The 22,561-nt window shown below is 63.9% G+C and carries 19 protein-coding genes; 6 read left to right on the plus strand and 13 right to left on the minus strand.

What is annotated here, in order from left to right:
* Nucleotides 1-53: 53 nt before the first annotated feature.
* Complete coding sequence (gene gltA / locus JNE37_RS18870; protein ID WP_035038959.1) at nt 54-1,346, minus strand: citrate synthase; 1,293 nt, start codon at nt 1,344-1,346, stop codon at nt 54-56.
* Nucleotides 1,347-1,478: 132 nt separating this feature from the next.
* Entirely contained in the window at nt 1,479-2,900 is a 1,422-nt protein-coding gene (gltX, locus tag JNE37_RS18875; protein WP_035093219.1) for a glutamate--tRNA ligase, read from the minus strand.
* 78 nt (nt 2,901-2,978) lie between these two features.
* Between gltX and JNE37_RS18880 the strand changes: the two genes are divergently transcribed.
* On the plus strand, nt 2,979-5,105 hold the full coding sequence (locus tag JNE37_RS18880; RefSeq protein ID WP_203064294.1) for a ComEC/Rec2 family competence protein: 2,127 nt from the start codon (nt 2,979-2,981) through the stop codon (nt 5,103-5,105).
* On the opposite strand, the gene JNE37_RS18885 is transcribed toward JNE37_RS18880, so the two are convergent.
* Genes JNE37_RS18885 through JNE37_RS18900 form a run of 4 tightly spaced genes read right to left on the minus strand, consistent with a single transcriptional unit; the run spans nt 5,074 to nt 9,506 of the window.
* Nucleotides 5,074-7,032: a beta-galactosidase gene (locus tag JNE37_RS18885; protein ID WP_203064295.1), complete on the minus strand. Its 1,959-nt coding sequence runs from the start codon at nt 7,030-7,032 to the stop codon at nt 5,074-5,076. The genes JNE37_RS18880 and JNE37_RS18885 overlap by 32 nt on opposite strands.
* A 13-nt stretch (nt 7,033-7,045) precedes the next feature.
* On the minus strand, nt 7,046-7,921 hold the full coding sequence (locus JNE37_RS18890; RefSeq protein WP_203064296.1) for an SMP-30/gluconolactonase/LRE family protein: 876 nt from the start codon (nt 7,919-7,921) through the stop codon (nt 7,046-7,048).
* Nucleotides 7,918-8,532, minus strand: a complete 615-nt coding sequence (locus JNE37_RS18895; protein ID WP_203064297.1) for a 2-dehydro-3-deoxy-6-phosphogalactonate aldolase — start codon at nt 8,530-8,532, stop codon at nt 7,918-7,920. Before JNE37_RS18895 ends, JNE37_RS18890 begins: the two co-directional genes overlap by 4 nt.
* Nucleotides 8,529-9,506 carry a 2-dehydro-3-deoxygalactonokinase gene (locus JNE37_RS18900; protein ID WP_343073234.1) on the minus strand — a complete coding sequence of 326 codons (978 nt, stop codon included), beginning with the start codon at nt 9,504-9,506 and terminating at the stop codon, nt 8,529-8,531. The genes JNE37_RS18895 and JNE37_RS18900 overlap by 4 nt, the downstream gene beginning before the upstream one ends.
* Before the next feature lie 145 nt (nt 9,507-9,651).
* On the opposite strand from JNE37_RS18900, the gene JNE37_RS18905 reads away from it, so the two are divergent.
* Nucleotides 9,652-11,463 carry an IlvD/Edd family dehydratase gene (locus JNE37_RS18905; protein WP_203064299.1) on the plus strand — a complete coding sequence of 604 codons (1,812 nt, stop codon included), beginning with the start codon at nt 9,652-9,654 and terminating at the stop codon, nt 11,461-11,463.
* A 68-nt stretch (nt 11,464-11,531) separates the two neighbouring features.
* On the opposite strand, the gene lexA is transcribed toward JNE37_RS18905, so the two are convergent.
* A complete protein-coding gene (gene lexA, locus JNE37_RS18910; protein ID WP_203064300.1) occupies nt 11,532-12,251 on the minus strand; it encodes a transcriptional repressor LexA in 720 nt (239 codons plus the stop codon).
* Between the two features lie 214 nt (nt 12,252-12,465).
* On the opposite strand from lexA, the gene JNE37_RS18915 reads away from it, so the two are divergent.
* From JNE37_RS18915 to JNE37_RS18930, 4 genes are read left to right on the plus strand one after another with little or no spacing between them, the layout of a single operon-like run.
* Nucleotides 12,466-12,765 carry a YtcA family lipoprotein gene (locus JNE37_RS18915; RefSeq protein WP_246513364.1) on the plus strand — a complete coding sequence of 100 codons (300 nt, stop codon included), beginning with the start codon at nt 12,466-12,468 and terminating at the stop codon, nt 12,763-12,765.
* Nucleotides 12,762-13,826: a multidrug transporter subunit MdtN gene (gene mdtN / locus JNE37_RS18920; RefSeq protein WP_203064308.1), complete on the plus strand. Its 1,065-nt coding sequence runs from the start codon at nt 12,762-12,764 to the stop codon at nt 13,824-13,826. The genes JNE37_RS18915 and mdtN overlap by 4 nt, the downstream gene beginning before the upstream one ends.
* Nucleotides 13,804-15,828, plus strand: a complete 2,025-nt coding sequence (locus tag JNE37_RS18925; RefSeq protein WP_203064309.1) for an FUSC family protein — start codon at nt 13,804-13,806, stop codon at nt 15,826-15,828. Before mdtN ends, JNE37_RS18925 begins: the two co-directional genes overlap by 23 nt.
* Nucleotide 15,829: 1 nt before the next feature.
* Complete coding sequence (locus JNE37_RS18930; RefSeq protein ID WP_203064310.1) at nt 15,830-17,392, plus strand: TolC family protein; 1,563 nt, start codon at nt 15,830-15,832, stop codon at nt 17,390-17,392.
* Here the strand turns inward: JNE37_RS18930 and JNE37_RS18935 are convergent.
* Genes JNE37_RS18935 through JNE37_RS18960 form a run of 6 tightly spaced genes read right to left on the minus strand, consistent with a single transcriptional unit; the run spans nt 17,389 to nt 22,464 of the window.
* Nucleotides 17,389-18,330 (minus strand): alpha/beta hydrolase, encoded by a 942-nt coding sequence (locus tag JNE37_RS18935; protein WP_203064311.1) that lies wholly within the window; start codon nt 18,328-18,330, stop codon nt 17,389-17,391. The genes JNE37_RS18930 and JNE37_RS18935 overlap by 4 nt on opposite strands.
* 15 nt (nt 18,331-18,345) lie before the next feature.
* A complete protein-coding gene (locus tag JNE37_RS18940) occupies nt 18,346-19,548 on the minus strand; it encodes a molybdopterin molybdotransferase MoeA (RefSeq protein ID WP_203064312.1) in 1,203 nt (400 codons plus the stop codon).
* Nucleotides 19,545-20,021 (minus strand): cyclic pyranopterin monophosphate synthase MoaC, encoded by a 477-nt coding sequence (gene moaC / locus JNE37_RS18945; protein ID WP_035038936.1) that lies wholly within the window; start codon nt 20,019-20,021, stop codon nt 19,545-19,547. The genes JNE37_RS18940 and moaC overlap by 4 nt, the downstream gene beginning before the upstream one ends.
* Before the next feature lies 1 nt (nt 20,022).
* The gene (gene trpC, locus JNE37_RS18950; protein ID WP_035093931.1) at nt 20,023-20,832 is read right to left on the minus strand and encodes an indole-3-glycerol phosphate synthase TrpC; all 810 of its coding nucleotides are present in this window, start codon (nt 20,830-20,832) and stop codon (nt 20,023-20,025) included.
* On the minus strand, nt 20,829-21,887 hold the full coding sequence (trpD, locus tag JNE37_RS18955) for an anthranilate phosphoribosyltransferase (protein ID WP_203064313.1): 1,059 nt from the start codon (nt 21,885-21,887) through the stop codon (nt 20,829-20,831). Before trpD ends, trpC begins: the two co-directional genes overlap by 4 nt.
* Nucleotides 21,868-22,464, minus strand: a complete 597-nt coding sequence (locus tag JNE37_RS18960) for an anthranilate synthase component II (protein ID WP_035038931.1) — start codon at nt 22,462-22,464, stop codon at nt 21,868-21,870. Before JNE37_RS18960 ends, trpD begins: the two co-directional genes overlap by 20 nt.
* Nucleotides 22,465-22,561: the final 97 nt, after the last annotated feature.

Genomic DNA, 22,561 nt, shown 5'->3' on the forward strand with positions numbered 1-22,561 from the left:
TCCCTCCCCAAAAGGGGGAGGGAGACGTGGATGCAGGACCGAAGTCAGAAAGACTATTCGCGGTCGATGAGCGGCTTGTAATCGCGCGTGACGGCTCCGTCGTAGAGCTGACGCGGGCGGCCGATCTTCTTCTGCGGGTCGGCGATCATTTCCTTCCACTGCGCGATCCAGCCTACGGTACGGCTGAGCGCGAAGATGGCGGTGAACATCGAGGTCGGGAAGCCGATGGCATCGAGAATGATGCCCGAGTAGAAATCGACGTTCGGGTAGAGCTTACGCTCGATGAAGTAGGGATCGGAAAGCGCGATCTTTTCGAGTTCCTGCGCCACCTGCAGCGTCGGGTTGTTCTCGACGCCCATCAGCGCGAGAACTTCCTTGGCCGTATCCTGCATCACCTTGGCGCGCGGGTCGTAGTTCTTGTAGACGCGGTGGCCGAAGCCCATCAGGCGCACGCCGCTGTTCTTGTCCTTCGCCTTGGCGATGAACTCCGGAATGCGGTCGACTGTGCCGATTTCGCGCAGCATGTTAAGCGCCGCTTCGTTGGCGCCGCCATGGGCAGGGCCCCAGAGGCAGGCCACGCCGGCTGCGATACAGGCGAAGGGGTTGGCGTCCGAGGAGCCGGCAAGGCGAACGGTCGAGGTCGAGGCGTTCTGCTCATGGTCGGCATGGAGCGTGAAGATGAGGTCGAGCGCCCGGGCGATGACCGGGTTGACCACATATTCCTCGGCGGGAACCGAGAAGCACATGCGCAGGAAGTTCGATGAATAGTCGAGGTCGTTGCGCGGATAGACGAAGGGCTGGCCCACGGAATATTTGTAGGCCATGGCCACGATCGTCGGGATCTTGGCAATCATGCGGATCGAGGCGATCTCGCGCTGCTGAGCGTCCGAGATGTCGATCGAGTCGTGGTAGAAGGCCGCCATGGCGCCGACCACGCCGCAGACCACGGCCATCGGGTGCGCGTCGCGACGGAAGCCACGGAAGAAGTAGTGGATCTGCTCGTGCACCATGGTGTGGCGCGTCACGCGATCCTTGAAGTCATTGAGCTGCCAGGCATTGGGGAGCTCGCCGTAGAGCAGCAGGTAGCAGACTTCGAGGTAATTGCTCTTTTCGGCAAGCTGCTCGATCGGGTAACCCCGGTACATCAGCTCGCCCTTGTCGCCATCGATATAGGTGATCGAGGAATCGCAGGCTGCGGTCGAGGTGAAACCCGGATCGTAAGTGAACATGCCCGTCTTGGCGTAGAGCGATCGGATATCGATCACGTCCGGCCCGACGGTGCCATGCAGCACAGGAAACTCGAAGGTTTGGTCCCCCACAACGAGTTTTGCGACTTCCTCAGCCATATTGTTCTCCTTGGCGATCTCACCCGGCCGGGCAGGCCGGATGAGGCAGGCTTGCTGACACTTTCAGCGGGTTGGGAGTATCCGATTTACCCCACCCATGCAACAAAACGTCGCGCCCCCAGCGCCTAGACTTCAGGAGGACATTACCTGGTCGGAAAGACGATCCAGCGCTTCCTGCTTGCCGATCAGAACCATCACTTCGAAGATGCCGGGGGAGACCGTGCGACCGGTCAGGGCCGCGCGTAGTGGCTGGGCGACCTTGCCCAGCTTGAGACCGCGCGCTTCGGCGAAGGCACGGGCCGCCGCGTCGATTGCCGAGACCGACCAATCGTTGAGACCACGCAGGATTTCAGCGAAATCGCCGATCATCGCGCGCGACTCTGGCGTGAGCTGGCTCGAGGCCGATTCATCGATCGGCAGCGGACGCTGTGCGTAGATAAACTGAGCCAGATCAATCAGTTCAAGCACCGTCTTGGCACGCGGCTGCAACTCGGGGAGGGCTGCGAGCACTGTGTCCTTGTTTTGCGACAGGCCAACGACATCGGCATTGCGCGCCACTTCCTCGGCGGTCTCAAGCATGATCGTGTAGAGACGCTCGGGCGAAGCCTCGCGAATGTAATGGCCGTTGATGTTCTCGAGCTTCACGAAGTCGAAGCGCGCCGCGCCCTTGTTGAGGGCATCGAGCGAGAACCAGTCGACCATCTGGTCGGTGGTGAAGATTTCGTCGTCGCCGTGCGACCAGCCGAGGCGCGCCAGGTAATTGCGCATCGCCTCGGGCAGGTACCCCATCTGGCGATAGGCCTCGACGCCCAGCGCGCCGTGGCGCTTGGAAAGCTTGGCGCCATCCGGGCCGTGGATGAGCGGAATATGCGCCATCTCCGGCACTTCCCAGCCCATGCCCTGGTAGATCACGATCTGGCGCGCAGCATTGGTCAGGTGGTCGTCGCCGCGAATGATATGGGTCACGCCCATGTCGTGGTCGTCCACCACCACCGCGAGCATGTAAGTCGGCGTGCCGTCCGAGCGCAGGATGATGAAGTCGTCGAGGTTCTCGGCCTTGAAGACCACCTTGCCCTGCACATGGTCCTCAACGACGATCTCGCCGGACAGCGGGGCCTTGATGCGGATGACCGGGGCTACGCCCTCGGGCGCCTCCGAGGGATCGCGGTCGCGCCAGTAGCCGTTGTAGCGCGGAGGCTTGCCGGCGGCGCGGGCCTCCTCGCGCATCTGGTTCAGTTCCTCGGGCGAGCAATAGCATTTGTAGGCCATGCCGCGCTCGAGCAGCTCGTGGGCGACCTCGGCGTGGCGCGCGGCGCGGCTGAACTGGAGGATCGGATCGCCGTCCCAGTCGAGGCCCAGCCAGCGCAGGCCGTCATAGATCGCCTCGATGGCAGCTTCCGTCGAGCGTTCACGGTCGGTGTCCTCGATACGCAGCAGCATCTTGCCGCCCGTATGTCGTGAAAAAGCCCAATTGAACAAAGCCGTCCGAGCACCACCAATATGCAGGTAACCGGTGGGCGAGGGGGCAAAACGGGTGACGACGGGCTTGGACATGGCTCGCGATGGGAATGGAGAAACAATCGGCCCCGTGTGTATCACAGGACCGGCCCAGTGCAAGGGCGGCCTCTTCCCATGAGCCAGGTGATCGATGCGCCAGTACGCATTTCCACCGAGCCCTCGCGGTTCGTCGAGGACGCGCCGCGCTCGAACCTCCCGGTCGCCGGGCGGCCCAAGGCACGGGCGCCCACACTTGCGACCGCATTGTCGGACTCGCTCGAAGAGCGCCGTATTTTTATCCTGGCGCCTTTCGCAATGATCGCGGGGCTGATTGCGTCGCTTGAAACGGCTTCATACCCCGAGCCGTTGATGCTGGGCGCGGGGGCTGCGGTCATCGCACTTGTACTCGTGCTCGGGCGGGGCTCGATCCGCGTATTGCGGGTAGCGTGCCTCGCTGCCGCTTTCTGGACCGGCTTTTCGCTGTTCAGCGTGCATGGCGCATTGTTCGGCACGCCGATGCTCACGCGTCCGGCCTACGGCGCGTTCGAGGCGCGAGTGGATGAGATTCTCTCGAAGGCCGATGGCGAACAGCGGATTGTGGTGTCCCGAATTACGCCGCTGGAGGGAGCAAAGCCGGTGGACATCCGACGCGCGCGCGTCTTCGTGCGGAAGGGACCCGATCTCGAGCCGGGCGACGTAATCTCGGCTCCATTTCGCTTCTACCAGGTGCCTGGGCCGGCGGTGCCAGGCGCGTTCGACGCACAGTTCCACTCCTACTTCGACGGTATCGGCGCTTACGGCACTACCAACGCGCCGCCGGTGATCGTCAATCAAGGCAGCGACGCGCTACCGGAGCGGATCATCGAGAATGTGCGACGAGGCATCGCCGCGCGGATCGACGGTGTGTTGGCTGAACCGTCGGCGGGCATTGCCCGGGCTGTGATCAATGGCGACCAGAGCGCGGTTACCGACGAGGCGCGCGAGGTGATGTCGACGGCCGGCCTGGCGCACGTGCTCTCGATTTCGGGGCTGCACCTGACGCTTGTGGCTGGTGGCGTTTATTTCGTCCTGAGATTGCTGTTCGCGGCGGCGGGCTGGATGCGGTCGGTGAAGGCAATAGCTGCCATCGGAGGCATGACCTCGGCCGTGCTCTACTACTCGATTTCCGGCGGCAACGTCGCAGCCTTGCGTTCGACGATCATGATTCTGCTGGTCTTCGGCGCCATCGTGGCCGGGCGGCGCGCGCTGACCATGCGGAATGTGGCCATTGCCGGCCTGATCGTCATCCTGAGCGATCCAGCGAGCGTCTTCCGCCCGAGCTTCCAACTCTCATTCTCGGCAGTTATCGCGCTGGTCGGCGCCTATGAAGTGCATATCGGTGGCGGGCGGCACAACCAAGGACGGGGCAGGCGGCTGCTGAACTATTTCCTCGGCATCGCGGCGACCAGCTTTGTCGCGGGCGCGGCGACATTGCTGTTCTCGGTCTACCACTTCCAGCAAACCTCTCCGCTTGGCGTCGTCGGCAATCTCGTTTCGTTGCCGCTGGTGGGCTTCATCATGATGCCCGCGGCGCTTCTGGGTGTCCTCGCCATGCCGCTCGGCCTGGAATGGCTTCCCGTTACGGTCATGGGCTGGTCGGTCGACCGCATGCTGGATTGCGCGGCGCTCGTGGCGACCTATAGCCGCCACATCAGCGCGAGCCCCCTACTGACACCGTTGGCCCTCGCTATTGGGCTGGCGGGCCTGGCCTGGTTCGCTTTCTTCAAGACGCGCTGGCGACTGCTGGGGCCTGTCCTCGTAGCAATAACGGTGCCGCTCTTCGCCATCGACCGTCCACCGGACGTGTTGATTGCCGACACGACGCAGGCATTGGCCTTCCGCGGCCCTGACGGCCTTGCGCTTGCCACCGGCAAGCCTGGCTCATTCGCAGTGCAGATATGGGAGGACACTTATTCGGAGCCGATCGAGAAGGCTACGAGCGGCGTCGCCTGCGATTCCCTCGGCTGTATCGCTGAGGCGGCCGGTGGCTATCGGATTGCCGTCGTGCGCGATGCGGCCGCGTTCGGCGAGGATTGCGCGGCAGTTGATCTCGTCGTTACGCGTCTCTACGCGCCCGCCTATTGCCGGAGCGAGGCGACGGTGATCGACGCGGGTGATCTGCGTCGCGGCGGTGTGCATTGGCTGAAATGGCTGGGGGGCGGCTTTGAAGTCCGCCCCGCCATTGTCGATCTCAACCGGCCTTGGCGAGTCGTGCCACGGTGACCCCGGCCGGGCCCATGCTTTCCGATCCGACTACGTATTCCGTCTCGTCGTCCGCGCGCGTTAGCGTGGCCGACGTCGAACCGTAGTTGAAATAGACACGGAAGCCGTCGCGTACGCGGCAGCGCACGCCCGCGGGCAGGTTGAGGGTGGGCAGATCGGCCTCGTCGAGCATGCGATCGATGACGCGCTGCATCAGTGCGCGGTCGCCGCTGGCCGCGAGGTAGAAGAGCTTGCCCTGCGAAACGAGGACGGGAAAGCCCTCCACATCCTCGAGCTCCACGGCCGCGCGTGTTTCGAGCCGTTCGCGCCAGTGACGCACCGCGCCGCCGCCGCGCACCGAAACCTCGATAGCGGGGTTTGTGCTGTCGACCCGCACGACCCTGGCATCGAGCATGTTGCGCGGCAGGTCGGGTGCCAGCGCCTGCGGAATGGTGAAGTTCCCGGTCTTCGAACCTGTGCGCGGCCCGATCAGCAGGTGACCTTCGTAATTCGCAATGGCTGTACGCAGCTTGTCGTTCCAGGCGAAGAGCGCCGGAATGATGACGAGGTCATAGCCTTCGAAGGTGTCCGTCTGGGCCGAGAGAATGTCGACATCCACCCCGCGCTTGCGCAGCGGAACATAGGCTGCACGCACATGGGCGTGGTGCGAAAAGCCCTTGGCCTGTGGCTGCACTTCCCAGGCCCATTCGCTTTCATAGTCATAGACGATGGCCACGCGCGCCTTGCGCGCCTCGCCGGCAATGCCGGTGGCCGCGAGCTCGCGCGAAACCTGCATGGCCTCGTGATAGGCCGGCGCCGGCTCGCTATCGGGACGCAGCAGGCCGGCATGCATCTGCTCCTGCGCGGAGTGATATTGCCGCCAGCGGAAATAGGAGACGACCTCGGCGCCATGGGCGAAGGCCTCCCATGCCCAGAGCCGGGCCATGCCGGGCAGGGGGTCGGGATTGTAGCTGGCCCAGTTCACGGGGCCGGGTTGCTGCTCCATGATCCACCAGCGGCCACGGCCGACGGCGCGATAGATATCGTGCTGCAGGCCCTGAGCGTCGGGCTCGCCCTGCCGCATAAACTGCGCCTTGACCTCGGCGCTCTCGTCGCTGACGTCGAGGTGCCCAAGCGGATAGGAATCCCAGCTTGCGACATCGAGCGTCTTGGCAACCTCGAAATGGTCGAACGCCGTGAAGCGGCCCATGAAGTTATGGATCACGGGCAGATCCGGGCGGGCCGCCTTGAGCAGGTCGAACTGCACCTTGTTGAAAGCCGCGACCTGATCGGACGAATAGCGCCGGAAATCCAGCGTCGCATTTGGGTTCGGCTCGGTGACCGTCAGCAGCGGCAGGTCGATCTGGTCGAAGTCGTTATACTCCATCGACCAGAAGATATTGCCCCAGGCTTCGTTGAGCGCGTCGATCGAGCCGTAGCGCGCCTTGAGCCAGGTGCGGAAACCCAATCGGGCCGCTTCCGAATAAGAGCACGTGGTGTCATGGCAGCCATATTCGTTGTCGGTCTGCCAGCCGCCGAGCGAGGGATGCTGGCCGACATGCTCGATAAGGAGACGCGTAATGCGCGCCGATTCCTCGCGATAGCCGAGATGCGAGAAGCAATAGTGCCGGCGCGAGCCGAAATTGCGCGGCCGGCCGTTGGCATCGACGGCGACCATGTCTGGATGTTTGTCCATCATCCAGCGCGGCGGCGTCGCCGTAGGCGTGCCGACGATCACCTTGAGGCCGTGGCGGCCCAGCGTATCCATGGCGCGCACCATCCAGCCGAAATCCAGCTCGCCAGGACGCGGTTCGAGCTTGGACCAGGCGAACTCGCCGATGCGCACATAGGTGATCCCGACCTCGGCCATCCGGGCGGCATCGCTTTCCCAGCGCTCTTCCGGCCAATGTTCGGGGTAGTAGCAGACGCCGAGTGTGGGCTTGGACATTCGAAGCGAGCTTTCAGAGCTTGAGCAGGGGTTCAGGAAGGCCGGCGACGTCGGTTTCGAGGGCGAAGACGCTGCCGGCATGCACGTCGGCGGCCAGTTCCTCGGGTGACATGTGTTCGCGGGCAGTGGTGATGTAGAGGGTCTTGAAGTCGGCTCCGCCGAAGGCGGGGCAGGTGGGGCGGCTGGTGGGGACCTCGATCACACGGTCGATCGAGCCGTCCGGCGCATGGCGCACCACGCAAAAGCCTTCCCAGCGGGCATTCCAGAGGAAGCCCTCGGAGTCGACCACCGAGCCATCCGGATAGCCGCGATCGATCTCGGCAAAGAGCTGCCAGTCGCCGACCGGAAGGCCCGTTGCCGGATCGATGGCGCGCTTGAGGATCTGCCGCGTCGGCGTGTCGGTGAAATAGGCCGTGCCGCCATCAGGCGAAAAGCAGATGGAATTGGGAATGGTGACACGATCGAACAGCAGCTCGAGGTGGCCGCTGCGATACTGATAGACCGCCCCCGCGCCGACATCGTCATCGCCCCGGCGGCTCATCGTGCCGATCCAGAAGCCGCCGGCCGGATTGACCCGGCTGTCGTTGGAGCGATTGCCGACCTTGTCGGCTTCGAGCGAAGCGAGGAACCGCTTGGTGCCGGCGACGAGATCGAGCTCCACCAGCGCGCCCGCCGTGGCGATCACCAGCTTGTTCTTGTCCACCATCGCGGCGGCCGTCGCGCGATCGTCGAACGTGAAGCGGTCGACGATCCGGCCATCGGCGCTGGCGCTGAACAATGTGTTGTTGAGAATGTCGAACCAGAAGAGCCGCCCGACGAGATGGTTCCAGAACGGGCCTTCGCCCAGTTCGCACCGGCTGTCGATGAAGAGTTCGGCCTTCGTGGTCATAGAGCCTTGTCCCTGTCATAGGCAGTGACCGCCTCGCGGGCCTTCTCGGCGACTTCGGCGGCGGGGCGGCCCGGCTTGTAGAGGAACGTGCCCAGGCCAAAGCCGGTGCAGCCGGCAGCGAAGAATTCGCCGAAATTGCCAGGATGCGCTCCGCCCACGGCATAGACCGGCATGGCGGGCGGCAGGACCGCCTTGATGGCCTTGATGCCCTTCGCCCCCAGCACTTCGGCGGGGAAGAACTTGAGCCCCGTGGCGCCGGCGCGGATGGCCCGGAACGCCTCGGTGGGCGAGAACACGCCCGGATAGGATTTGAGCGTGAGGCGCACGGTCTCCTCGATCACCTTCTTGTTGGCGTCGGGCGAGACGATGAAGGTGCCTCCGGCCTCGGCAACGCCATGGACGTCGCGGCGCGAGAGCACCGTGCCGGCGCCGATCATCGCGTCGCGCTCGAAGGCCTTGCTGGCCAGTTCGATGCTGCGGAAGGCCTCCGGCGAATTGAGTGGCACCTCGATCATGGTGATGCCCGCCTCGATTAGAGCGCGACATACGTCCACGCTCTCGTCCGGTGTAATCCCGCGCAGGATGGCGATGATTTCTCTGCGTTGCGTCATGCTTGTGCCTTTCTGGCGGTCTTGAGCCCGGCAATGGTTGCCTCGGTCGCATCGATGATGCGCCCGATCGCCCCCACTCTGGCCAGCGCCTGGACATAGAGATTGCAAAGGGCAGTGCCGCCGATGAGCGGCACCTCGCCGCCGACGAGCCAGTCCTTTTGGCCGCCGACCTCGGCTCCGATCAGGAGCCCCGAAAGGAAGCCGGCACACCAGGGAGCCGTGCGGCCGGACAGCAGCGAGCCCGCGCGCACTTTGAAGAGCGTAGCGGTAAGCCGCTCGGGGTGCTCGATGCCGATGGCGAGCCCGGCGGCAAAGCCTTCGCTGCGCTCGGGACCATCGAGATCGCCCTGCAGCGAGTGGCGCAGGACAGAGTGGGTCTTGAGAACTTCGAAAAGCTCGCCGGTCATTGCTGTCGTGAAGCGGTCGATCTTTGTGCCGTCGAGCAGCGCCCATTTCGAATGCGTGCCGGGCATGATGACCAGCCCCGAAAAGCCGGGGTGGAGGGCCGAAAGCCCGAGCAACTGGGTCTCCTCGCCGCGCATGACGTCTTCGGCGCCGCTCGCCTTCTGGCAGACGCCGGGCAGGATGCGTGGCTGGAGCTGGCTGCCCGGCATATCAGGCGCCACAGCACTGAAAATGAGGCCGGCCAAGTCGGCAGGCGCATCGAGATAGGGCGCTTCGCGCCAGCCCTGCCGCGCGCCGGCCATGCCGCAAATCACGACCTCGGAGACCCCCGACACTTCTTCATCGAGCAGACCCGAAAGCACGCCCGGATAGTCCTCACGCGCGAGCTTGCCCATGCCCCGATCCGATGACCGCGAAAAGCTTATCCCACCGTCGCGCGAAATTCCCCAGGCGCGCAGATTGGAGGTTCCCCAATCCACCGCGATCCACTCGGTCTGCAATTTATTCAAACCTCTCCTCCCCAGGCGCCGGCGAGGCTTGCCGGTGCGCGGCGTACCTAACCTGATCACGGCGGCGACTTCCAGCCCGCTCTTCAAAACCGTAGAAATCTTCCTATTTGCCGGAGTGTTTTCCCGAACATTTTCCTCGGCGATGCACTATAACAGGCTCGACCTGATTTACGTGCCGCAAGCGGCGCGGTGGAGGAGTATTACGATGACGGGGAATAACGGCTCCAACGGGGCCGGAAAGAAGCTGCGTTCGCGCGCCTGGTTCGACAATCCGGAAAATCCCGACATGACCGCGCTCTACCTGGAGCGTTATCTCAACTTCGGTCTGTCGCGTGAAGAACTGCAATCGGGCAAGCCCATCATCGGCATTGCGCAGACCGGCTCGGACCTTTCCCCCTGCAATCGCCACCACATCGTGCTCGCCGAACGCGTCCGCGAGGGCATCCGCGAGGCCGGCGGCATCGCCATCGAATTCCCCGTCCATCCCATCCAGGAGACGGGCAAGCGCCCGACAGCCGGGCTTGACCGCAACCTCGCCTATCTTGGCCTGGTGGAAGTGCTCTACGGCTATCCGCTCGACGGCGTCGTGCTCACCATCGGTTGCGACAAGACCACGCCGGCCATGCTCATGGGCGCGGCGACCGTCAACATCCCGGCCATCGCGCTTTCCGTGGGCCCGATGCTCAATGGCTATTTCCGCGGCGAGCGGACTGGTTCGGGCACGATCGTGTGGAAGGCCCGCCAGATGATGGCCAAGGGCGAAATCGATTACCCGCAATTCATCGACCTGGTCGCCTCCTCGGCGCCCTCCACCGGCTATTGCAACACCATGGGCACGGCCACCACGATGAATTCGCTGGCCGAAGCGCTGGGCATGCAGCTCCCCGGCTCCGCCGCGATTCCGGCGCCCTACCGCGATCGCCAGGAAATGGCTTACCGCACCGGCAAGCGCATCGTCGAAATGGTGCATGAGGATCTCAAGCCCTCCGACATCCTGACGCGCGACAACTTCCATAACGCCATCGTGGTCAACTCGGCCATCGGCGGTTCGACCAACGCGCCGATCCACATCAATGCCATCGCCCGCCACATCGGCGTGGAGCTCGATATCGACGATTGGCGGGAGGAAGGGCACAAGGTGCCGCTGCTGGTCAACCTGCAGCCCGCCGGCGAATATCTCGGCGAAGATTACTACCATGCCGGCGGCGTGCCGGCCGTGGTCAACGAGTTGATGACGCAGGGTCTGATCGCCGAGAACGCTCCGACAGTGAACGGCAAGACCATCGGCGAGAATTGCCGCAATACCCCGATTGGCGACGACAAGGTCATCCGCCGCTTCGACAATCCGCTCAAGGCCGAAGCTGGCTTCCTGGTGCTGCGCGGCAATCTCTTCGACAACGCGATCATGAAGACCAGCGTGATCAGCCAGGAATTCCGCGACCGCTACCTGAACGATCCGGCCAGCCCCAATGCCTTCGAGGGCAAGGCCGTGGTGTTCGATGGTCCGGAAGACTACCACCACCGCATCGACGATCCCGCACTCGCCATCGACGAGCACACCATGCTCTTCATGCGTGGCGCCGGTCCGATCGGCTATCCGGGTGCGGCCGAGGTCGTCAACATGCGTCCGCCTGCATACCTCATCAAGAAGGGCGTCACCTCGCTTCCATGCATCGGCGACGGCCGGCAGTCGGGCACTTCGGGTTCGCCCTCGATCCTCAATGCTTCGCCCGAAGCTGCTGCAGGCGGCAATCTCGCCATCCTGCGCACGGGTGACCGCGTGCGGATCGACCTCAATACCGGCGCTGCCGATATCCTGATCCCGGAAGAGGAAATCGCCCGTCGTCGCCAGGAACTGGCGGCCAATGGTGGCTATAAGTATCCGAAGAACCAGACGCCATGGCAGGAGATCCAGCGCGGCATCGTCGACCAGCTCGGCAATGGCGCGGTGCTCAAGCCTGCCGTGAACTACCAGCGCCTGGCTCAGACGGCCGGCCTTCCGCGCGACAATCACTGACGCACGAACCGATCGCCCAAAACAAAACGCCGCCCTTCGGGGCGGCGTTTTCGTCTCCGGGACAGGACTCAGTACTTGCGGAGAAGGCCCACCAATCGGCCCTGAACCTTTACGCGATCCGGTCCGAAAATCCGGGTCTCATAGGCGGGATTCGCAGCTTCCAGCGCCACGGAATTACCCTTGCGGCGCAGACGTTTGAGGGTTGCTTCCTCATCATCCACGAGAGCCACGACGATCTCGCCCGTACCCGCAGAGTCCTGCTTCTTGATGAGCACCGTATCGCCATCGAAGATGCCGGCCTCGATCATCGAGTCACCACGCACTTCAAGCGCATAATGCTCACCAGGCCCCAGCATTTCGGGCGGAACGGAAATAGTATGGCTATGCGTCTGGATCGCCTCGATCGGCGTACCGGCCGCGATCCGGCCCATGACCGGAATGGCGACCGGCCGACCACTTTCGGCGATGCCGGAAACATCCGCGCGCGGCGGTGGAGCGGCGACCTTGCCGAGATTGCCCTCGATGACATTGGGCTCGAACCGGGCGCGGCGACCGCCGAGCGATGGGTTCATCGAATCCGGCAGCTTGATGACCTCAAGCGCACGAGCCCGGTTGGGCAGGCGGCGGATGAACCCGCGCTCCTCAAGGGCTGTAATCAGCCTGTGGATACCGGATTTGGAGGCAAGATCGAGTGCATCCTTCATCTCGTCGAAGGATGGAGGAATACCCGTTTCCTTCATCCGGTCGTGGATGAACATGAGCAGTTCGTGTTGCTTGCGCGTCAGCATGGCGGCCCCGACAGGAATCAGAACAAAGGCTGAACTTCTTATACGTGTTCCAGTTATGTTCTGCAACAAAACGGTGAAGAAGGCGTTAGCGCTCACCGCAAAGTCAGCCCACAAAGCTTGACGGCACCTGGGATTTGAGCCGATCACTGCCCGGAAACGGCCGTTACGGCGGGCCTTCGGTGTAGAGCGGAGCGTAAAGGTGCAGCTAGCGTCAATGAACCGTGCCCTGTGGGCGCGCGCGCCAAAAATGGGATTGGCGCTGTTTCTTGCCTGTCTCTTGACCGCCTGCAGTTCGACGCCTTCGGCGCCGTCGCTAGCAATATTCGGTTCCTATTTCCCAGCCTGGATCGTCTGTGCCGTATTGGGCGTGATTGTCGCCGTCGTTATTCGTCAGGTGCTGATCATCGTCGATATCGACGGATATTTGCCTGTGCCGCTGCTGGTCTACCTGGCCATGGCCATCGCCTCGGGAATTGGCTTCTGGTTCCTCTGGTTCGGGGGGATTCCGCAATGAAGGGCGAGAACACCATTCCGCGGTTGATCGGCCTGCTCATCGCCATAATTAGCATCGGCGCGGCCGCTATCGGCACTTATTTCGTGCTCAACGAGATCAATCGCAGCCCGCGTACGGATGTAGCGGAGATCTCGGCGCCAACCATCCAGGTCTCGGCGACCGTCCCTGGCCGGATCGTCTCGATCGCCGTGAGCAACAATGCTGCGGTAAAGAAGGGCGACGTGCTGTTCCAGATCGACCCCGAGCCCTACCAGTTGCGGCTCAACCAGGCGCAGGCCGAACTGCGCGCGGCCGAATCTGAAGTCGCGCAGGGCGGACGGAACATCGCAACCGCCCAATCCAACGCCGATGTCGCCGCCAAGCAGATCGAGCGCGCCAAGTTCAATGCCGAGCTTGCGCGACAGACCCTCGAACGCCTCGAACCGCTGCTGCCCAAGGGCTACGTCACCGCCCAGCAGGTCGATCAGGCCCGCACTGCCTATAGCGACGCTCAGGTGAGCCTCGACCAGGCCCTGCAGCAATCGGAGGGCGCCACGCAGGTCATCGGCACGCTCGATACGCGCAAGGCACAGGTCGAAGTGGCGGAAGCGGCCGTGGCGCTTGCCCAGCGCGACCTCGACAACACCACCGTCCGCGCGCCGTTCGACGGCAAGGTGACGGGCCTCGAAATGGCGCCGGGCAATTATGTGCTGACGGCGCAATCTGTCTTTACCCTCATCGATACGTCGCGCTGGGAAGCCGTCGCCTTCTTCCGCGAAACGGAACTCGATGCCATCCGCCTCGGCAGCAGGGCGGACGTCTTCGTGATGGCGGATCGTTCGCGCCGTATCGAGGGTACCGTGGAGAGCATCGGCTGGGGCGTGCGTTCTGAGGAATCGGCCAACATTCTCGGGCTGCCCGTGGTGTCGAGCTCGCTCAACTGGGTGAAGGTCGCCAAGCGCTTCCCGGTCTACATCCATCTCGAAGAGCCGCCGGCGGAGCTGATGCGCATCGGCTCGACCGCTATCGTGATCGTGGGTGAACTGCCGGACGATGCCGATGCTGTACCGGCCAGCCACTAGACCGAGCCTGCTGCGCACTGTCTGGGACGAGCTCCAGCCCTATCCGGGCCGGCTCGATCTCTCGGTGCGCATGGCCGTGCTCTGCGTGCTGGTAGTCGTCGTGGCCATGGCCAACAAGGTGCCGGAAGCCGCGCTCTCCTGTTACCTCATCTTCTTTGCCTCCAAGGACAATTCCGGCTCGGGCATCATCATCGGCCTCGGTCTCATCTTCGCAGCCTCGGTCGGCATCATGCTGGGCGTGCTGTTTCTCATGATTTCGGCCGGGTCGCCCTTCATGCGGCTGGCCTTCATCGCCGCCTTCACCTTCGGAGGCATGTATTTCTCGCAGGCAACGCGGCTCGGCCCGATGGCGGGCACGGTAGGCTTCGTCTTCGCCTTCGTGATGACGCTCTACGACATCATCCCCATCGCCGAAATCCTCACGCGCGCGCTGACCTGGATGTGGGTCGTCGTTTTCTTCCCGATGTTCTTCCTCGTACTGATCAACGTGGTGGCGCCGAGAAGTCCCGCGCGGCTGCTGCGCGAGATATTGGCAAACCGCTTCAATGCTGCCGCCGACCTTGTGGCCGGCGTCGAGGGGGCCGAAAAGCGCGCGCAAACGCTGTTGGGCGAGGGGAACGAAAAGGCCTCCACCTACCAGCGCATGGCCCGCCTTCTTTCGCTGGCGACCAAGACCGACAACGCTAGGTCCGGCAGGCTGATCGACCTGAGCTACCGTATGTTGGCGCTCTCGCTGGTTCGGACGCAGGAAGGCAGGGAGCCCCAGCCCGAGCTTGCGGCTCGCCTCCATGGCTATGCCGAAGCGGTCAGCGACAAGCGGCTGGTCGAGAGGCCGATGGCGGTGCTCGGCGCGCGGGACGAACTGACCGAACTCATCGACGAGACCGGCATAGCGCTTTCACCCGCCTACGTCCCGGCTATGGTCGAAACGGAGCCCGGCGAGCCGCTTCTGGCCCCCGATGCCTTCCATAACTCGCGCTACACCCAGTTTGCGCTCAAGACGCTGCTCGCGGTGATGATTTGCTACATCGCCTACACCGCGCTCGACTGGTTCGAGATCCATACCGCGATGATCACCTGCTTCTACGTGGCGCTCGGCACGACGGGCGAGACGATGCACAAGCTGACGCTGCGCATCGTCGGCTGCCTCATCGGTGCGGCCATGGGCGTGGGCGCCATCATCTTCCTCATGCCGCACATGACCGATATCGGCCATCTCGTGTTGCTGATCGGGGCAGGGAGCTTCATTGCGGCGTGGATATCCAACGGTTCCGAGCGCATCTCCTATATGGGCTGGCAGGCGGCGCTGGCGTTCTTCCTCTGCACGCTGGGCGGGTTCGGACCGGTTTTCGATATCGGCGTGGCCACCAACCGCATCATCGGAATCATCTTCGGCAACATCGTCGTCAGCGTGATTTTCTCGACCATTTGGCCGGTCAGCATTGGCGGAAATGTCCGCAAGGCGCTGGCCGGCGCAATCGATGTTCTCGCCTCGGCATTGCGCGGAAAGCCGCTGACTACGCATCGAGCGAGTGCTTTCTACATGTCGGCGCGCGAAGCAGACCGTGGAAGCGAGCTGCTAGAGTTCGAATCCGAACGCGTTCGCAAAAGCGAGATTACGTCGGGCGAAGCCGATATCTTGCTTAGTGAAATCAAAGCACTATCAGCGCCTGTTCTCGTGTTGGCTTCAGAGAGCCAGAGTCTCAGAGGCGTCCCCAGGTATGTAAAAGCTGCAACGGTTCGCTTTGAAAGTGCTGTGGCGCAGTGGCTGGATAACCGGGCTTCCGATATAAAGAACGGGCATTGGGCGGACCGGACGCGGCCATGGGACGGCAGCGTCAAGACTGTCGAGATCGCGTTCGCGCGGGCGCAGCGGCAGGCCGCGGACCAGGGCAGGAGACTGCCGGCGGCAGTTCGCAAGGAAATGGCAGCGCGGTTGCGGCTCTATCGACAGATGGACGCTCGGATCGCGCAAATGGCAGCGAATGTAAGGGTTGCGTGACATGGCGTTAGGGCTTGAGGGCAAGCGCGTGGGGAGACTGCGGGTATTCGGTCGCGTCCTCGCGGCCACGGCAATGGCATCCCTGTTTCTCGCGGGCTGCACCTCGTCGGCCATGAAGTTCGCGCCGGCCAGCGCGCAAACCCCGTTCCAGACACCCGGCCACCAGACCCAGACTGCGGCCGGCGCGCCCGACTACGGGCTGGCGCAGGATGCCTCGATGCCGATCACCATCGCGGCCCCGCAACTGGATGCCAGGCACAACTACACTCTGCCCGAACTCATCGACATCGCGCAGCTCAGCAACCCGGTGACCCGCGCAAGCTGGGAGCGCGCCCGACAGGCAGCCTTGGCTATTGGCGTGACGGAGGCGGCCTATTTGCCGTCGTTGTCTGCCAACGTGCTGGCAGGCGTGCAGCAGACGTCCACCACTGCACCGGGCATCAACGGCGCTTTGATCCAGGTGCCGCCGGGCACGCTGACCACGACGGGCGGGCAGGTAGTCCCTGCCGTGACCGTTCAGTGGCTGCTCTTCGATTTCGGTGGCCGCGATGCTGCCAACGCCGCGGCGAAGGATCTCTCCTACGCCGCCAACGTCACCTTCAACGGCACGCACCAGAAGCTGATCTTCGACGTCAGCAGCGCCTATTTCAGCCTGTCTTCAGCGCGCGTGCAGCTTCAGATCGCCCGCGAAACGCTCGCCAACAGCCAGACGGTGCTCTCAGCCGCTGAGGCGCGGCTCAAGACCGGCGTGGCCACCACCATCGAGGTTGCGCAGGCCAAGCAGGCCGTTGCCCAGGCCCAGTTCGGCCTCACGCAGTCCCAGGGTCACGAGCGCAGCGCCTACCTCGCTTTGCTGCAGGCCATGGGCGTATCGCCCACGATCAAGATCCGCGTGCAGGACGCGAGCGGCCGTCGCCTGCCGCGCGCCGTGCCCCAGGATCTCAACCGCCTCATCGAAGCATCGCTGCAGCGGCGCCCGGACGTGCAGGCGGCTTTCGCCAAGTTCCGTGCGGACCAGAAGGGCATCGCCGCCGCTCGCGCCGAATTCCTGCCCAAGGTGGCGCTGACCGGCAGCGTCAATCGCCTGATCGGCTCGTTCGAAGTGGACGACAGCCGTTTCGGCGAGGTCGCGCATCTGAGCGCCAATCAGCCTAACGCCAACCTGTTGGTCGGCATCACCATGCCGATCTTCGATGGCGGCCTGCGCGATGCGCGGCTACAGGCGGCTATGGCGCAGGCCGCCGCTTCCGAACAGGATTTGGCGGCACTGCAGAACTCGGCTGCCCAGCAGATCGTGGTAGCCTACGACCTCCTGCGCACCAGCCTTTCCGGCTACGCCGCAGCCACCGAGCTCACCAACGCCGCTCAGACCACCTATGACGCGGCGCTCGACTACTACAAGAACGGGCTCGGCACGCTGGCCGACGTCAGCGTGGCACAGACAGGCCTGCTTCAGGCGCGCCTCTCCAAGGCAACCGCTCACAGCGACTCGCTGGTCGCCGCAGCGACCATCGCCTTTGCCACCGGTACGTTGACCAATCGCTCCTCGCCCGGTGCCCTCTAGGCCGGAACGTAGGCCGCCGCCCAGCGGAAGACTTCGCGGAAGAACGCAGTGCGGGCTGGTTCGGCCGAAAGCGCGAGGTCGTGGATGCCACCCTCGATGCGCGCCAGCGTCACCAGTCGGCCCAGTCGCACGGATTGTTTGGCGATGTCGTTGACGTCGAGCACACTGTCAGTGCGGTTGATCGCATCATGCCAGCGGCGATCAGGGCCGCTTTCCGTTGAGGCGCAGACGAGGATCGGGCAGGGGATGGCGAGCCCCCTATGCAGTTGCGCGTGTCCCCGCCGCACTGCTCGCAGCCAGCCGGCACGGACCGGAAAACCCGCGATCGGCTTGAGGCCAAGATCGTAGTCCCAGTTGCCACCCGTCGAAACGTGAAGGCTGCGCCCATAGTGCTCGCCGAGCTTGCCGATACGCATATGCGGAGCGATGCCGCCAAGCACATCGACAAGCCAGGTGACGGCGGTCCGCTCGAAAAGACTGCCGTTGAAATCGAACCACGGACTGTTGCAGACCAGCGCCTCGATCGGGCAAGCCGCGCGGCGCTTGTGTGCCCAAAGGCTGGCGATGAGCCCCCCGGTAGAATGGGCCATGAGGACGAGCGTCTCTACCCCGAGCTCGCCCTTGAGAATGGCGACGGCAGCGTCAAGGTCGGCATCGTACTCCGCCAGGTCAGTGCAGTAGTTCGGCGTCTGGTGAGGCAGCAACGACCGGCCGTATTTGCGCAGGTCCAGCGCATAGAAGGCATAGCCGCGCGCTTCCCATTGCTCGGCCATGTGGGTCTGGAAGAAGTAGTCGACGAATCCGTGCACATAGAGCACGGCCCTGGCTCGCTGCGGCGCGCCGGGGCGATGTACGAGCGTGGCGACGACCGGACCTTCCTCGTCCGGCGGAAGCTCGATAATGCGCGATTCCCAATCCGGTCCGAGTATGTCGGGCATGCCGTTTCCCCTTAGCTAGAGCGGAATGACCTCGACGAGGGCGCCGGCAGGCTGTCCCGGATCATTCTCCGGCTGGATGATGAGGGCATGCGCCTGCGCAAGTGAAGAGGTATGACCGCTATCGGTCTCGGAAATCGGGCGAACTCGCGTAGCGCCTGAGCCGGCCGTCTCGATGGTAGCGCGCTGAAAATGCCTGCGCGCGGTGTTGGGCGGCAGGGGCTCGGCCAGCGGCAACACCAGACGCGGACCGAGAGGTTCGTCTTCGCCGAGCCAGCGACGCAGCGCAGGCAGCAGAAACACAGTGGCCGTAACCATGGCAGACACCGGATTGCCCGGAAGCCCGAAGATCAGCGACTTGCCGCGCGTGCCGAACATCAGCGGCTTGCCCGGCCGCATGTTGATACGCCAGAAATCGATTTCGACGCCGAGGTCCTTGAGCACGTCCTGCACGATATCGTGGTCACCCACGCTCGCCCCGCCGCTCGTGACGACAATGTCGGCCTCCAACGCGGCCTCGAGTTTGCCGCGCAGATGGGAAAAATCGTCCCGCGCGATGCCGTGATCGGTGACGGTCTGCGCGAACGGCGACAGCAGCGGCACCAGTCCGAATGCATTCGATGCCACGATCTGGCTTGGTGCAAGCGTTGCTCCGGGCAGGACGAGCTCATCGCCCGTCGAGAGCACCGAAATAGCGGGCCGCCGCGCAACCGTGAGCGTCGGCGCATTGGCTGCGGCCGCAAGCGCCAGCGAATACGGCGTAAGCCTCGTGCCGGGTGCCAGCAACGCCTCGCCGTTCGCGAAATCGTAGCCCATCGGGCGGATCGACTTACCCGCCTTCGGCAATTCCGAGAATGACACGCGACCTTCGGTAACGGTCGCAACCTCCTGCATCATAACGCAATTCGCGCCATCAGGAACCGGCGCGCCGGTGAAGATGCGTACGGCCTCGCCAGAGTTTAGCGCGCCCGAATAGGCGCTACCCGCCTGCGAGGTGCCGATCAGCCGCACCGATGTGCTGGCACCTTCCGCGAAATCCTCTGCGCGCACGGCATAGCCGTCCATCGCGCTGGCATTGAAGGGCGGTTGGTTGTGCCGAGCCAGAAGCGGTTCCAGCAAGACGCGGCCGTTTGCTTCCGGCAGGGCCACTATCTCAGGCTGCGGGGCGGGAATGCGCTCGAAGATCTTGGCGAGTGCGGTTTCGACGGGAAGCAGGCTCATGACTCGCGCCGATAGTCCCCGGATTTGCCGCCTGTCTTCTCGACGAGCTGGACATTCGTGATGGTCATGCCGCGATCGATGGCCTTGGCCATATCGTAGAGCGTCAGCGCCGTGACGGAAGCCGCAGTCAGCGCTTCCATCTCGACGCCGGTTTGCCCCGTCGTTTCCGCGCTGGCCGTAATCACCAATGCGACCCCTTCGCCGATGATCTCGACTTCCACCTTGGTCAGAGGAATGGGGTGGCAGAGCGGAATGAGGTCAGCGGTCTTCTTGGCCGCCATAATGCCCGCAATGCGTGCCACGGCCAGCGCATCGCCCTTCTTGAGCGCGCCTCCGATGATCGCCTCGACCGTCTCAGGCTGCGCTTCGAGCACGGCGCGGGCGACGGCACGGCGGCGCGTGGCGTCCTTGTCGCCCACATCGACCATATGGGCCTCGCCTCGCTCGTTGAGATGGGTGAGCCCGTTCGCCATGTCAGGCGACCTCGACGCCGTTGAGCAGCGACCGCGTAGCGGCAACGACATCGGCCTGCCGCATCAGGCTTTCGCCGACGAGGAACGTGCCGATATTGGCTTCGCGTTCGAGCTGTTCGACATGCTCGTGGTTGACGATGCCGCTCTCCGAAACCAGCAGCTTGCCGGCGGGAACGCCGCCGGCAAGGGTGATTGAGGTCTGCAGCGTCGTTTCGAACGTGCGCAGGTTGCGGTTGTTGATGCCGATGAACTCGGCATCCAGTATCAGCGCACGGTCGAGCTCGATCTGGTCATGCACTTCGACCAGGGCATCCATGCCCCATTCCTGCGCGGCATCGAGAAGATATCGCGCCGTATCGTCCCCGACGGCCGCCAGGATGACGAGGATGCAGTCGGCACCCATCGCACGGGCCTCGGCCACCTGGTAGGTCTCGAAGAGGAAATCCTTGCGCAGCACCGGCAAGGTCACGGCCGAGCGCGCCTCGATGAGAAATTCCGGCGAACCCTGGAACGAGGGGCCATCCGTCAGCACCGAAAGGCATGCCGCGCCGCCTTGCTGGTAGGCGCGGGCAATTGCCGCCGGGTTGAAGTCCGGGCGGATGAGCCCCTTGGAGGGGCTCGCCTTCTTCACCTCGGCGATCAGCGCGTATTCGCCCGCCGCCCTTTTGGCCTTGAGCGCCTTGATGAAGCCGCGTGGCGCCGGCTGGTCGTGGGCAATCGCCACCACCTCGTCCCACGGACGAGCCGCCTTGGCGGCGGCGATTTCCTCGCGCTTATAGGCTTCGATTTTCTGAAGGATATCGGTCATCAGGCTTGTCCGTTGGAGACGGCAATGAGTTTGTCCAGCGTCGCCCTGGCAGCGCCGGTGTCGATCTGGTGAGCCGCCAACGCGATGCCTTCGCGAATGTCCTCGACGCGGTCGGCCACGAGGAACGCCGCGGCGCTGTTGAACAGCACGATGTTGCGATAGGGCCCATGCGCGCCGTCGAGCAGGGCGCGCAGCGCCACCGCATTGGCCTCGGGGTCACCGCCCTTGAGTTCGGCGAGCGTAGAGACCGGCAGGCCCACGTCTTCAGGCGAAATCTGGAAGGCCGTCAGGCTGCCGCCGGCAATCTGCGCTACGCTGGTCGGGCCAGTGGTCGTGATTTCGTCGAGCCCGTCCGAGCCATGGACTACCCATGCCTTGACTGCACGGTTGGCGAGAAGTGCAGCCGCAACCGGCTCGACCCAATCCTCGGAATAAACGCCGAGCAGGTAGCGATGCACGCCGGCCGGATTGGCCTGAGGCCCCAGAAGGTTGAACATCGTCCGCGTACCCAGTTCCACGCGGGCAGGGCCGACATGCTTGAGGGCAGGGTGGTGCGACGGGGCAAACATGAAGCCGAGGCCGGTTTCGCGGATATTCTGCGCGATCTGCTCAGGCGTGAGGTCGAGCTTGACGCCGAGAGCCTGGATGGCCTCGGCCGAGCCCGACTTGGACGAAAGCGCCCGATTGCCGTGCTTGGCCACCGGCACGCCGGCGGAAGCCACGACGAAGGCGCTTGCGGTCGAAATGTTGAGCGTGCCGGCGCCATCCCCGCCCGTGCCGACGATGTCGATCGAGCCCTCGGGCGCTTCGACCGGAATCATCTTCTCGCGCAGGATCGAAACGGCAGCGGCGATCTCGGTCACCGTCTCGCCCTTGACGCGCATGCCCATGAGGAATGCGCCGATTTGGGAGGCCGTAGCCTCGCCGGACATGATCGAGGAAATGACGCTGCGCATTTCCTCGCCCGAAAGGTCCCGGCCTTGAGCGATCTTGTTGAGTGCGGCTTTGATATCCACGACGTTATCCCCCGTTCGTCGGTTAGGCGGCACGGCGGACATTGAAGTCGCGCGCGATGTTGAGAAAATTCTGCAGGAGCGCATGCCCGTTTTCCGAAGCAATGCTCTCGGGATGGAACTGCACGCCGTGAATGGGCTGCGACTTGTGCTGTAACCCCATGATGAGGCCATCCTCGGTAGTCGCGGTCACTTCGAGCACTTGCGGCAGCGTCTCGGGTTTGACGATCAACGAGTGATAGCGGGTCGCTTCGAAGCCCGAATTGAGGCCACGGAAGATGCCCTTGCCGCCATGCGTGATGCGGCTGGTCTTGCCATGCATCAGGTGTGGCGCGCGAATGACGTCCCCGCCCATGGCCTGGCCGATGGCCTGATGCCCCAGGCACACGCCCAGTAGCGGAATGGAAGCGCCGAAACGGTCGATGACCGCAAGGCACACGCCGGCGTCGTCGGGCGTGCCGGGGCCGGGCGAGAGCACGATGGCCTCGGGCGCCAGCGCCTCGATCTCTTCGAGCGTGATCTTGTCGTTGCGGCGGACGTCGGACTGCGCGCCGAGATCGCCCAGGAACTGGACGAGGTTGTAGGTAAAGCTGTCGTAGTTATCGATGACGAGGAGTTTCATGGTTTTTCTCCTGTCGGAACCTTAGCGCGCCGCCGGGCCGAAGCCAAAGCGCGCCTGGCTCCGAAATTCGGTTCAGGGCGAAATCGACTTATCCATG

Origin of the sequence: Paradevosia shaoguanensis, from assembly GCF_016801025.1 — a bacterium.
GTDB lineage: Bacteria > Pseudomonadota > Alphaproteobacteria > Rhizobiales > Devosiaceae > Paradevosia > Paradevosia shaoguanensis.